This is a genomic window from Peribacillus sp. NJ11, from assembly GCF_030348405.1.
Lineage (GTDB): Bacteria > Bacillota > Bacilli > Bacillales > DSM-1321 > Peribacillus.
Genome location: NZ_JAUCFO010000001.1, coordinates 3,851,038 through 3,864,778, shown reverse-complemented (window position 1 = coordinate 3,864,778; position 13,741 = coordinate 3,851,038). Strand labels below are relative to the sequence as shown.

General features: G+C 39.3%; 7 protein-coding genes and 2 pseudogenes. 1 reads left to right on the top strand and 8 read right to left on the bottom strand.

The genetic code is table 11. From position 1 onward, the window contains the following. Nucleotides 1–97 precede the first annotated feature (97 nt). Complete coding sequence (locus QUF86_RS19055; RefSeq protein ID WP_289335226.1) at nucleotides 98–601, bottom strand: PCYCGC motif-containing (lipo)protein; 504 nt, start codon at nucleotides 599–601, stop codon at nucleotides 98–100. A gap of 200 nt (nucleotides 602–801) precedes the next feature. Here QUF86_RS19055 and QUF86_RS28930 point away from each other — a divergent pair, with 200 nt between their 5' ends. Continuing rightward, nucleotides 802–1,026, top strand: coding sequence for a YczF family membrane protein (locus tag QUF86_RS28930; RefSeq protein WP_483313651.1), 225 nt, complete (start codon nucleotides 802–804; stop codon nucleotides 1,024–1,026). Here the strand turns inward: QUF86_RS28930 and QUF86_RS19050 are convergent. From QUF86_RS19050 to QUF86_RS19020, 7 genes and pseudogenes are all read right to left on the bottom strand, one after another. Beyond that, entirely contained in the window at nucleotides 1,021–2,124 is a 1,104-nt protein-coding gene (locus QUF86_RS19050; RefSeq protein ID WP_289335225.1) for a GerAB/ArcD/ProY family transporter, read from the bottom strand. The genes QUF86_RS28930 and QUF86_RS19050 overlap by 6 nt on opposite strands. A gap of 22 nt (nucleotides 2,125–2,146) precedes the next feature. Next, nucleotides 2,147–3,340, bottom strand: coding sequence for a Ger(x)C family spore germination protein (locus QUF86_RS19045; protein ID WP_289335224.1), 1,194 nt, complete (start codon nucleotides 3,338–3,340; stop codon nucleotides 2,147–2,149). Between the two features lie 30 nt (nucleotides 3,341–3,370). Beyond that, nucleotides 3,371–4,870 carry a spore germination protein gene (locus QUF86_RS19040; RefSeq protein WP_289335223.1) on the bottom strand — a complete coding sequence of 500 codons (1,500 nt, stop codon included), beginning with the start codon at nucleotides 4,868–4,870 and terminating at the stop codon, nucleotides 3,371–3,373. A gap of 539 nt (nucleotides 4,871–5,409) precedes the next feature. Continuing rightward, nucleotides 5,410–5,931, bottom strand: a pseudogene (locus QUF86_RS19035) (helical membrane plugin domain-containing protein); the annotation flags it as partial. Next, complete coding sequence (gene fdhF, locus QUF86_RS19030) at nucleotides 5,924–8,887, bottom strand: formate dehydrogenase subunit alpha (protein WP_289335222.1); 2,964 nt, start codon at nucleotides 8,885–8,887, stop codon at nucleotides 5,924–5,926. The pseudogene QUF86_RS19035 and the gene fdhF, both read right to left, overlap by 8 nt. Before the next feature lie 183 nt (nucleotides 8,888–9,070). After that, nucleotides 9,071–10,951, bottom strand: a pseudogene (pulA, locus tag QUF86_RS19025) (type I pullulanase); the annotation flags it as partial. A 404-nt stretch (nucleotides 10,952–11,355) separates the two neighbouring features. Further along, the gene (locus tag QUF86_RS19020) at nucleotides 11,356–13,485 is read right to left on the bottom strand and encodes an ATP-dependent Clp protease ATP-binding subunit (RefSeq protein WP_289335221.1); all 2,130 of its coding nucleotides are present in this window, start codon (nucleotides 13,483–13,485) and stop codon (nucleotides 11,356–11,358) included. Nucleotides 13,486–13,741: the final 256 nt, after the last annotated feature.

Here is a 13,741-nt window from a genome sequence, read left to right as displayed (position 1 = left end):
CAAGAAAATAAAAAAATGGCATTTTCCCAATGAATATCGGGCAAAAGCCATTTTCCTGATTATCTTTCACGGTAGAATTTCATTTCTTTTTTTGTCCTTACACTTCAGGGGTTGGTGTTGGTTTGGCATATCCACTTTTATATTTTTCATCCACTTTATTCCGGATATCCTTGATGCTCATACCATCATTCAAGTCCAGTATGGATTGTGCAGCTATTTCTAAACAAACTCCACATCTAGTCCCGTGGTCATCCCAGACCACTTCACCATTTTTTTTATTTTCATGGATGAAACAATCATAATTGTTTTTATGGTTAGCTGATTCCCCGCAACCGCAGTAACAAGGTATTTTTTCTAGTAAATCTTTATTTTGAGCAACAGCTAAATAGATTGTCTTCATGTCTTCTGGTTTTTCGGCTAAGAAATCCGGTGCTATTTCCTTACTGCTGGTCTCTTCCTGAAGATCTCCGGATACCGTATGTTCGGAATGTCCTTCATGACTGCTTTCTTTTTGTACAACGCTTTTCTCTTCACTTGAACAACCAGAAAGTATTAAAGAAGAACAGACTCCTAAAGTAATGGTCATTAATTTTAGCTTCATTTTTACACTCCTTGACAATCTTGATACTCCCATTTTATGGCCTGGAAAGAAATTCTACAAGCATAAGATTCCATAATATAAGGATGAAAATGGACAAGCATCCCCTGACACGTATACTAAAATGCCTTTCTGTTACGACTTCGTGCATATTTTTAAAGTATTAACCACACTTTAAGAAAAAAGAATGAGGTGATATTATCATGAGAGCGCTACCATCATTGTTAATTTTGTTAGGTACGTATTTACTTATTATACTCCTCGACAACCTGCAGGGCTTGAATATATTGCACTCTTTCTATAGCATCAAACAATATTTAATAGTAGGTCGTGGAGAAGATTACTTTCTGCTCTTGTTATTCACTGTAATCTTTCTATATTTGATTATATTCTCAGCAATCAAAAACCGGCAGCCTCCCTCTTCATGAAACTGCTGGTTTCATTTTTTGTTTTATATATGCGGTAAGCAATAATAGAATGGGGATTCCAATGAGCAAAGGTAGATGCAAAAGGTAAGGGACGACTTTTAACCCTTCATTTATATGTGCCTGATAGCTAGGAGCAATCATAATCGAAGAGATGAAAATAACACCGCCAACCAGATAAATGAATATAGGAGATGGTTTCATTTGAAATAAGTCCGCTGCGCCAATAATGGCACAAAAGAAAAAGATCGAAATCTTAATGAAGCCTAAAATGATCATTAAAACAAGAATGAACGAATCCAGTCTTTCAATAAAATCAGCGATATTAATATAACTCACAGCTGTAAGAGCAGGGAAATTAGACCTTAATACCGCCTCTGGACCTAATACGGACAAAAGAATGATTGAATTAAGAGTTAAAGAAACTCCACCTATAATTATCGCAAAGAGGCCAACTTTAACAGCAGAACTCTTTTTATTCAAATACGGAAGGATCATAGTAAACGTAATCAATTCTCCAAAAGGTACGGTGATACCTGTAGGAATCAACTCTTTCCATACCAATCCCCATCCGTTGCCTAATACAGGCTGAAGGTTTTCCAATTTTGTATATCCTCCTAATAAAAACATAATGTTCAGAATCAAAAGGGTCACGATAATAATGGCAAAGCATAAGCATGCAACACGTGCAAATGCTTCCACCCCTAGGTGAACACCATAAATTAAAACAAATATCATGCATATCCCCAGCGTTATAATGGAAGTGCGTCTATACGTGGAGCTAATTAATAATTCTTCAAAATCCCGTAACACTCTTGAAGCCAGATAAACAAAATAGATGATGTAACCAAAACTGAACACACCGCCGATATATTTACCCCAAATTTTTCGGACATAGCCGGTCATCGGTAAGTCAGGGTATTTTTTATATAATGAAATATACACGAAATACAGTAAACACCCAAAAAGGGTTGATAAGAGATTCACAATCCAGACATCTTGCTTGGCCCCCTTTCCTATATCAAGCAGTAAATTACTGCCAAACATAAAAATGACCATCATACAAAATAACTGAAGTCCATCAATTTTTATTTTAGGCAATGCCTTCTCACCTCCTCATTTTTTATTTCGGCTTATAAGGTTCCATTCGCATTCCAGAATTAATAATGTCAACGTTAATCTTCATAGATATCTCCGCATCTGAAAATAAGTTATCCCAATTTTTTTTATGCTTACGCCAATAATCCGGATTTGTTCTTGATAAAGAATCTCCAAAACCGAAAATGTCCGACTTTTCTTTTTGAGCGATGCTAATCGTCCTTGTAATTTGCTTTTTTAGCTCATTTTCCATTTTTCTTTCGAAATCTTTTAACAACTTCGGATCGCTCATATCCAGGTCACATGATGTTTGCATCATTTCTCCCATTACATTCAAATTAGTATGAATCACTGGTTTTTCATGATTGATTTTTGTTTTCATTTTGCTTTTTACTCTGATTACCGTGATCGTGGCACTTTCATTCTCACTACAAGGTATCACAACTTCTGTCCTTTTTAGTTCCGATGTGACAAACTGAACACCTCTGGCCGTTTCTCCATCAAGCCATCTCACCATTTTTCCTTTTCTAAATAGAGCTAATCCTTTCGCCTCTATATAAGTTGGGGCAGTCGTCTCAAAATTGCTTATTTGTTTTGCCTCTTTTGAATCATTCCTTATTCTGATTCCAGGAAGTGCTACATCCTTCCCTTCACTCATAAGTGCTGAAATGGTTTCATATAATAAAACTTCACTAGAAGATCCATATTCGTTTTGCTCACTTTTAGTAGTGCTAATGATATTTTTACCTGGAGTGATCTCAAGTGGTTCTATTACACCAAGCAAATACTCAGCAGTCCTCCCGCGAGCAATAAAGATCGGGACACTTACCCTTTGATTTTTGCCTCTATCGACAGCATCAAATAATAAATCAAGACCATTTCGTGCTAACTCTTCACCGATAATAATGAGCGAAAGGTGTGAATTATTGTTTTCTCTAGGAATAATGGCTGATGCCTTTGCATAAGCCTCAAGTATCGTTTTTGCCGTTACGGTATAGTTGATGACGGCAAGACCTTTACCTCCGGAAGTGCTGGTTTGAGCTAGCCCGCTTGGATTAATGACTTGATAGGTTACTTTATAGGGATTTTTTGGATCGTCGTTATTATCGATTCCTATCCCTATAATGACCCCAAGCTCGTTTAGTTCTCGATAATTTGAACACCCAGAAATCAATAAGCAAATGGCTGCTATCCATAAAATTGAACTATTTATTTTCATTTTTCATCTCCAATTGTTTCTAGCCGAGTTTTATTTTCTCGATGGTTTTTTCAATAGTGATGGTAGTGGGAATCGAAAAAAACCATCTTTTTGCTCCTTGAAACGAAATGGAGCAAATGGTGCAAAATATGGTACACCAAAAGACCTCAGGCTGCTCATATGAAGCCAGGTACATAAAGTGAAAAGCAATATACCATATAAGCCTATGAATGCTGAAATAAATAGCAACATAAATCGAATTCCACGAGTCACATTAACTAGACTGGTATTCGGTAGTGTAAAACTGCTGATTGCAGAAATGGCTACAATAATAACCACTGCCGCTCCCACAAATCCCGCTTCAACAGCTGCCTGTCCTAAAATGAGTGCTCCTACAATTGATACAGCCGGCCCGATCGCTCTTGGCATCCGAATTCCTGCCTCACGCAAAATCTCAAAGGCCATTTCCATCACCAGTATTTCGACAATTGCTGGAAAAGGAACAATTTCCTTTTGGGCCATTAGACTGACGATTAAAGTTGTAGGAATAAGACCCTGGTGATGAGTAATAAGTGCCAAATAAATAGAGGATGCATACATCGAGAGAAAAAAGGCCCCGAATCTTAACAACCTTAAAAAGGAACTGACATATTGATTTTGATAATAGTCCTCAGGAGATTGAAAAAATTGAGAAAAAACCGTCGGGACGATTAGTACAAAAGGTGTACCTTGAATAATGATGGCGATTCGACCTTCCAATAAATTGCCAACAACCGCATCAGGTCGTTCCGTATTCAAAAGAAGGGGGAAAATGGTCGTACCATCATCTCGTATCAATTCCTCAATGTAATTCGATTCAAGAACCCCATCAATATCAATTCCCTTTACTCGTTCTTTGACCTCCTTCACAATACTCTCATCCGCGATTCCCTGAATGTACATGATTCCAATATCCGTTTGAGTGACGCTTCCGACTTTCAAGCTTTCTAAGCGTACATCAGGATTTTGAATCCTAGTACGAATTAATGACGTATTGGTTCTTAAATTCTCTGTAAAACTATCTTTTGGTCCTCTAATGACCGTTTGGCTTGTCGGTTCAGTTATTGCCCGTGACGGCTGTTTTTTCGTACTGGCGATGAATGCTTTTGTACTGCCATTCAGCAATACTGCCGTATCTCCTGTCAAAACCGCTGACACGAATTCTTGCCAACTTTCTTTAATGGTCAATTGAGATACTGTTAAAATATGGCTTGCTTGTTCTTCTATCCCTATCAATTTTTGATTATTTTCATTAAACGACTGTATTAATGGATCCACTATGTTCTCGTTAATGATGTTATCATCAGCCAATCCGTCAAGGTGGATTACAGCTGCTTGTAACGATTTATGGTGCGGAGATTCAATCATTCGAACAGACAAATCAGAACTGTGTCCGAGCTCGTTCATCAATCTCACTACATTTTCATTCACCTCGTCGGATAAGGTATTTACTTGTATATGATTAGTTGTAGGTTTTTCTTTAGACCTTTTAAGAGAACGTCCTATTCGCACTTCCCCGCCCCCTTTTGATTAAGTGTATGTGTATTTGTCCGTTTCACTAATGATTGATTTTATTATTTGTATCTAATTTAAATATATGTAATAAAAGGTTAATGAGAAAAATATTGATATTAGCCTCTGGCCCTAGCATATCTCCTTTAAGAATATATGTTGGTGTTATATTGTGATTTAAAAATCACTGTTATTTTCATCACCTCACCCATTGAAAAAAAGCCGTTGATTTCCTTAAAGGGGAAAATCAACAGCTTAATATATTTGGAGGAAAAAATCATTTTTATCTAGATGATCAATTAGTTCACGGTCTAACCTTCTTTGCAGGGTGGCCGCACTAAATTTCCGAATATGAAAATAACAAGTTTTTTTTACTTCTTACTTTTCGATAAAGTAAGCGGAATGGTTACGAGCGAAACTCCTGCTGCAAACCATAACCAGCTGGTGTTTCGTTTTTTTTCGCTTCCGCCTTTACTGGGGATGCTTGATCCGTATGATTTTCTGGAGGTCGGCTGTTCTATATCCGCAGTTTCATTTGCTTTATGCAATTGCTGTTCCTCTGGTAATTGGGTGGTTCTTTCTAAATCGCTTGTATCTTCTCCCATTCCTTTAAGGAAGGTCATCAGGTAAGTCATAGCTTGTTTGACTTCTTGGTCATTCAAGGATCGCAGCAAGGCTAAATAACTTGGCTTTTCTGGCGTTCTATCAGACTCGGCTACACGGGCAATCCCTGAATTGACTTTGAGGATAAGTGGTTCAAGCTGTTGAACATTCAGTGTACCTAACGTACCAAGTATGAGAAGGAGATTTTTTAGGGTATTTGCGGTTTCGGGGGTGTCTGCTGTCTTGACAAGAATGTTCAGCACTTTGTCCCCTTCCTTCAACAAACTGTTAACCATTGATAAAATCCCACGATCCTGCATACCTTTCATGACTTCAAACGTTTCTTTAATCACTTCTTTATTTTCCAAAAGGGTACGCTCGATATCCTCGAGTTCAATTTTTCTTCTTTCTTCATCGCTAATGGTGATTCGGTTGATCACTTTCGTTGCTTTAGCCACGGTTCCTCTCCTCCTTTTTGATTTTCAAGAGGTCACCAGGGAAAATATAATCTTTGCGGGCCCATTTTTTTTGTACTTGTACACCTATCTGCGGTTGTGGATTACCATTACGATGGTTGATGCTTGGTAATGGGTTGTCTCCTTTAATCCTAAGAACTTCCATTTTCGCCTGAACTTCTTTATAAGCAGGGGTATCAGTATCTTTATCTGAATGGCTGCTTGTCAATTGGTTGATTGCTCCGTCACCTGAATCGTTCATCGGCAGATAAACCTCTTTACCTTTTACACGATCTGTAATCAGGCATTGCACTTTTGCATTACCATATGGGGAAGAAAGCCGAACAAGAGTGCCATTCTCCAGTCCCCTTTCTTTCGCTAATTCCCGAGACACCTCAAGGAATACATTCGGCGTTTTGGATGTGATGCCGTTTGATTTATAGGTCATGTTCCCTTCATGGAAATGTTCCAATAACCGGCCGTTATTCACATGGATATCAAACTCCTCCCCAAAGTCAATCGGTTTGGTCCATTCGACTGGAAATAATCTTGCTTTTCCATCGGGGAATGGAAAATCCTCCGTGAATAAAATCGGCGTATCTGTGCCATCTGGTGCTACGGGCCATTGAAGACTTTTATAACCTTCCAACCGTTCGTAACTTACTCCAGCATATAATGGTGATAGTTTAGCTGCTTCGTCCATGATTTCACTTGGATGCTCATAATTCCAGCCTGCTCCTAACGAATTAGCCACGTTCATGATGATTTGCCAATCAGGCTTAGATTCACCTAATGGTTCAAAGACTTGATAAAGACGTTGAATACGGCGCTCGGTATTCGTGAAAGTACCTTCTTTTTCAAAGCTTGGGCTTGCTGGAAGGACGACATCCGCGAATTCAGCGGTTCTTGATAAGAAGATATCTTGGACCACAAAGAAGTCCAGTTTTTCAAATGCTTCATGGACATGATTGATATTCGAATCGACCAGACCCATATCTTCACCTTTTAAGTATATTGATCTGAGGGTACCTGCATGAATCCCTTCGACCATTTCATGGTTATTAAGGCCAGGGTTTTCTGGTAATTTGGCACCCCAGACGTTTTCATATTTCGTGCGGACCTTTTTATCCGTTACTTTTTCATAACCTGGCATGCGATCCGGCATACTGCCAAAGTCACTGGCTCCTTGTACATTATTATGTCCGCGTAAAGGATAAGTACCTGTTCCAGGTTTACCGTAGTTGCCTGTTATGAGCATTAGATTGGAAATTGCAGTACTCGTATCGCTTCCTCCGCCATGCTGCGTAACGCCCATGGCCCAAAGCGTTGCAACGCTCCCCGCTTCATGAATGGCTTCTGCAAGCGTAATTAAATCTTCTTTAGCTACTCCTGTTACTTTTTCCGCATATTCCATTGTGTAAGGTTCTAAAGTCTTGATGTATTCCGCCATCCCATTTACACGGTTTTTAATGAAGTTTTTATCTGGCCAACCTTGGTCGACGATATATTTAGTCACGGCCGACAGCCATATGATATCCGATCCCGGAGCAGGTTGGATGAAGAGGTCGGAACGTTCGGCCATTTCATGCTTTCTGATGTCCGCCACTATCAGCTTCTGTTTACCTAGTTTATGGGAACGTTTGATTCTCGTAGCCAAAACTGGATGTGATTCGGATGTATTGGAGCCTATGATCAATACAAGTTCGGACTTTTCGATATCCTTTATGCCCCCTGTATCTCCGCCATATCCAACCGTTCTGAACAGTCCCAAAGTAGCCGGTGTCTGACAATACCGGGAGCAGTTATCCACATTATTGGTGCCAATGATTCCCCTTGCCAGCTTTTGCATTAAATAGGACTCTTCATTGGTGCATTTGGATGACGTTATGAAAGCCATCGAATCTGGACCGTGATCATCTTTTATTTCGGTGAATTTACGGGAAATCATTTCAAGGGCTTCTTCCCATTCAGCTTCTCTGAATGCATCCCCTTCTCTAATTAAAGGTTTTGTAAGCCTTTCTTCACTATTTACGAAGTCCCATCCGAATTTCCCTTTCACACAAGTCGAAATTCCATTTGCAGGTGCCTCAACTTGCGGTTCAACCTTAAGGATTTTACGGTCTTTGGTCCAGACGTCAAAGCTGCATCCTACACCGCAGTATGTACAAACCGTTTTCGTCTTTTTGATCCTTGCATCCCTCATGGCGGATTCCATATCTGAAATTGCTAAAATCGAACCATAACCCGTTTCAACATTTTTAGTGATTTCTATCATAGGTCGAAGGGTTTGTTTAGCAATACCGGTTAAAAATCCGGCTTCACCTTCCATTCCTTTTTCCATCATCGCATTACACGGGCAAACTGTGGAACAATGACCACATGAAACACATGAAGATTCATTGATTGGAACATTATTATCCCAAATGACACGTGGACGTTTTGCTTCCCAATCTATAGTCAATGTTTCTGTGACCTGTACATCTTGACAAGCTTCAACACAACGGCCGCAAAGGATGCATTGGTCCGGATCATATCGATAGAATGGATTCGACCCATCCACTTCATACGGTTTTTGATCAAAAGGTACACTTTGATGATTTACCTTCATTTCCTTAACGGTATTGTGTATTTCACAAGTGCCATTATTATAATCGCAAACCGTACAATAAAGCTCATGGTTATACAATATCTTGTCCATTGCCATGACCTGTGCTTCTTTTACATCTGGTCCAACTGTATCAATTACATCCCCATCATCGATTTTGGTAGAACACGACCTTACAAGTTCTCCATTTACGCTCACTAGACATGTATCACATGTTTCGATAGGACCTAGGCTGGGATGGTAACAAACATTCGGGACTTCAATGGAGCTATCCATCAGCGTTTGTAAAATTGTTTGATTACCTTCCAGGGTGGCTTCAGCACCATTGATTTTTATATGTACTTTCTCTGGCAAAAAAATCGCTCCCCTCAAAATAAACGATAAATTTCAATCGTTATTATTTTCTACCCCGACAAATTTTTCACCAAACGTCCGGGAGTAAATTATGGAAGATTTCATTTGTCCAATAAATTTCAACAGATAATGAACTAAAGTCGAAGTGAGACATAGTTGCTCACTTCGAATTTAGTTCATGTATTACAAGCTCATTTTCAATACAAGCGGACTTAAAGGGGGAACGGTTATCTGACTACCATTGATTCTTGCTATTTCTTCCAGGCCTGCCCGCTGACCATCCACTAAAACGGACCAATCTCCTTCATGGGGAAGTGTAATGTTTATCGCCTCCCAATTTGCATTATGAATCACTGCAATTTGTGAATCCTTAGTTGTAAGGGTGAATGCAACCGCATTTGGTGTAGCATCAATGAATTGTAAATGCTCCTCAATTTCTTCTGGTGTGCTTAATCTAAAAACAGAATGATTTTTCCTGAGCGAAATCAGCCCTTTCATATATTCCACTTCGTGATCTAACTCCGCTCTCCTTTTCCAATCCAAGCGGTTAATCCAATCAGAAGATTGATAGCTATTTTCATCCCCATCCTTTGTTCGCATGAATTCTTGTCCAGCATGTATCATTGGTATTCCCTGTGATAACAGGACAATTGCGGAAGCTAGTTTATGCATCTGTTTTCGTTCTTGTTCTGTCGCATCTGGATTAGTGATGAGAAGCTTATCCCATAAAGTATAATTATCATGTGCTTCAACATAATTGATCACTTGATCTGGTTTTTGGTATGTGGCGATATGATCACCATATTTCAAGCCACCAGCGATTCCTTTTTTTATGATATCTTCCATACCTGGTTTGCCATTCACAAAACCTTTATCGTGTTCATTCATTACAAATCCTTTTAAACCATCTCGGATTGCATCATTAAAATGAGCGATTCCAGGCATTTTAAAAGCGTTCTTTTGATTTGCTTTCAGCTCTTGGGCCAAGGGGGTATCCATATCCCATCCTTCGCCCAAAACAATGAGGGTCGGATCAATTTCTGCCAGAGTTTTTTTCACTTCATTCATCGTTTCCACATCATGGATCCCCATTAAATCGAAACGGAAACCATCAAGGTTAAATTCCTTCGCCCAATAGGTTACGGATTCAACAATGAATTTTCGCATCATTTTATTTTCAGATGCGGTATCATTTCCTACACCAGTTCCATTAGATAAGGTACCGTCGCCGTTATAGCGAAAAAAGTAGGTGGGAACGAGTTTATGGAAGTTTGAATCTTCCACTGAATAAACGTGATTGTATACAACATCCATGATTACTCGTAAACCGTGATCATGTAACCCTTGAATCATTTCCTTTAACTCCCGAATCCTGACTTTTGGTTGATACGGATCAGTCGAATAAGAGCCTTCGGGAGCGTTATAATTCTGTGGATCATAGCCCCAGTTATATTGTGGTTCATTCAATTTCATTTCATTGACTGTAGCAAAATCGAATATTGGAATAAACTGCACATGGGTTACACCCAGATCCTTAATATGATCAAGACCCGTTTTCGCTCCTTCTGGACCTTTTATTCCCGTTTCAATTACTCCTAAGAATTTACCTTTATGATGGATTCCACTTTCAGGATGAATCGACAAATCCCGTGTATGCAATTCATAAATGATTATGTCCTCAGCCTTATCGAGAGGTGGTTTATCCCGTGTCCACTTTTCAGGGTTCGTGTCCGTTAAATCTACCACGACCCCTTTATTTCCATTTACCGTAACTGCACGAACATAGGGATCCACGGCTTCACTCCAAATTTCTCCAATTTTCACTTTGTATGTATAAATCAACCCATCCTGATCACCGGCCAGTTCAATGGTCCAGGTTCCCTTTTCCGAACGATCCATCTGAACCTCCATTCCATCTGAATCCTCCCAACGTTTATAAGTAACTAGCTTAGCTTCAGATGCAAGAGGTGCCCATAACCTGAATGCCGTTTTATCTTTAAGGTAGGAATTCCCTAAATCTTTTCCTTCATAGAAATACTGTGCATCCAATTCTGCCGGATTTACTGGATTAATACTTGGAATTGGCAGGGATTCGGCCCGGTTTTCCATTTCTTTATCCTCCGGTTTGCGATTATTTGTATTTTCCTCTTCAAAATAAGAAAGTGAATCTTTAATAGGTCATTCCTCCATTGAAATTCCCATTTTATAACAGGATTTATTTATATTTATAATCAAGGGTGAATCTTCCCCTATGCTATGATTCCACAGATATTACCCTTCAAAACATCGGATTATGTTGAAAATTCAGAAATCTATTTAGTTTAAATAACCAAATGCAACATAGTCATTCACGTTACTGACTGGACCTTTTTTTTCCTTTTGAATGCCCATAATGAAAAGTGAATCCTAAAAAAGAAAAAAATGCCTCCATAACAGTTTTACGGTCTTGGAGGCATTTCTAGTACTCTTTATGGTGTTTTAATAATTTTCACAGAAGTATCTTCAACTATTGCAGTGAAGTTCTTAACGTCAGGTTGCTCAAAGATAAAGTCAGTGATCCCGTCTTCGAGTTGTTCTTGAAGTACCCGGCGGAGCGGTCTCGCCCCGAAAGTTGGATGATACCCGAGTTCAATCAGTTTTTGTTTTGCTTCAGAAGTTACACTTAAAGTTAAACCATTTGCAGCAAGTGTTTCGTCAAGCTCTTCAATCATGATATCAACGATTTGCAGAAGATCTTCTTTCTTCAATGCCGAAAATTCAATGATGCTATCGAATCTGTTCAAGAATTCCGGTTTGAAGAAATTGCCCAATGATTGGAGGATTGAAGCCTCTTCTACAGCAGTACTTGTACCGAATCCCATTACTTTCTGTTTTTCTCCGACTCCAGCGTTACTCGTCATGATGATCACGGTATCTTTAAAAGCTACGGTCCGGCCTTGACTGTCCGTTAACCGGCCATCTTCCATGATTTGCAGGAACATATGCATTACATCTGGATGAGCTTTTTCTATTTCATCCAATAAGATAATACTGTAAGGTTTGCGGCGAACTTTTTCAGTCAATTGCCCCGCTTCCTCATGGCCTACGTATCCAGGCGGAGAACCGATTAATTTAGAAACACTATGTTTCTCCATGAATTCACTCATGTCAAGACGAATCATCGCTTCCTTGTCCCCGAACAATTCCTCAGCAAGAGTTTTCGCCAATTCGGTTTTACCGACACCTGTTGGACCTACAAAAAGGAAAGAACCGGTTGGACGGTTTTTGGATTTTAATCCGGCACGACTCCTTCGGACGGCTTTAGAAACCTTTTTGACAGCCTCTTCCTGCCCGATGACTTTTTTCAAAAGTTCGTCTTGAAGATGAACCATTCTTTCCTGTTCATCTTCTTGCAGCTTGCCTACAGGTATACCAGTCTTTTGTTCGATGATTTTTTGAATGTCCTCAACGGAAACGGTTGGCTTAATAGCATTTTCTCCAGCCTGCAAAGATTTTTCCAGTCTTTCTTCTTCATCACGAAGGACGGCAGCCTTTTCGTAGGCTTCTTCTTTTAAGGCCATTTCTTTTTCTTTATAGATTTGCGCCAAGCGCTCTTTCATATTTTCTACCTGGCCGTCTTCTATGGTCAAGTTCAATTTGGAACCCGCTTCATCCATCAAGTCTATTGCCTTGTCCGGCAAGAAACGATCTTGAATGTAACGGTTCGAGAGTTCAACAGCCGCTTTTAGCGCTTCTTCACTATATGTGACTCCATGATAGGATTCATAACTATCTTTTAAACCTTGTAAGATGACCAATGCCTCAGCTGTTGTCGGCTCATTAACCTGTACAGGCTGGAAGCGTCTTTCAAGGGCACCATCTTTTTCAATTTTCCTATATTCGGATAAAGTGGTGGCTCCGACAAGCTGAAGTTCACCACGTGCAAGTGCTGGTTTCAAGATATTTCCTGCATCCATTGATCCTTCGGCTGAACCCGCCCCAACCAGTTGATGAATTTCATCGATGAATAAAATGACATTTTTTCTTTCCTGTAATTCACTGATCAATTGCTTCATTCGTTCTTCGAATTGACCTCTAATTCCAGTATTCGAAACAAGGGACGCGACATCAAGCATATATACCAGCTTATTACGTAATTTACCAGGCACTGAACCCTCAGCAATGGCTAAAGCCAGACCTTCAGCTATGGCTGTTTTACCGACTCCAGGTTCACCAATTAAAACTGGATTATTTTTATTGCGTCTATTAAGGACTTCTATGACACGTTTGATTTCTTCATCTCTTCCGATTACCGGATCAATAAGTCCTGCTTTAGCTACATCGGTCAGATTACGACCATACTCTTCAAGTAATCCTCCGCCCTCGCCTTGTTCGACTGAATCCGGTTTAGGAACTTCATTATAATTAAATGGATTGAATGAGTTTAGGGATCCGTTATACGGGAATTTCCCTGAATCCATTCCCCCCATTGCTGCACCCAGTTTATTTCGCTCTTCTTTATAACAAGTGGAGCACAGTTTCACATCATGCTCCTGACCATTCATATTTAGATGAACTTGAATATTAGCTTGGTTTACATGGCATTTTTCACAAAGCATGTAGCACTCCTCCTTTAAAAATATTAAACTCAATAAAATCTTTGACCTTCTTTGACTTTCTGACTTTATTATACATTGACCTTCTTTGACTTTCAATAATTTTGTCTGGGAATTTTCTTGGAAACAAATTATAAATTCCCTCCAATTAGTTTGCTAATCATATTAAACTATCCATTTATAGTCAAATAAAAAGATTCTATGCCCCTACCATTTTCAATTATTATTGATTACCATTTCAGCACGCACATAACCAATA

Coding starts and splice junctions, on each gene's coding strand:
- QUF86_RS19055 (WP_289335226.1), bottom strand. CDS start 601: ATGAAGCTAAAATTAATGACCATTACTTTAGGAGTCTGTTCTTCTTTA.
- QUF86_RS28930 (WP_483313651.1), top strand. CDS start 802: ATGAGAGCGCTACCATCATTGTTAATTTTGTTAGGTACGTATTTACTT.
- QUF86_RS19045 (WP_289335224.1), bottom strand. CDS start 3,340: ATGAAAATAAATAGTTCAATTTTATGGATAGCAGCCATTTGCTTATTG.
- QUF86_RS19020 (WP_289335221.1), bottom strand. CDS start 13,485: ATGCTTTGTGAAAAATGCCATGTAAACCAAGCTAATATTCAAGTTCAT.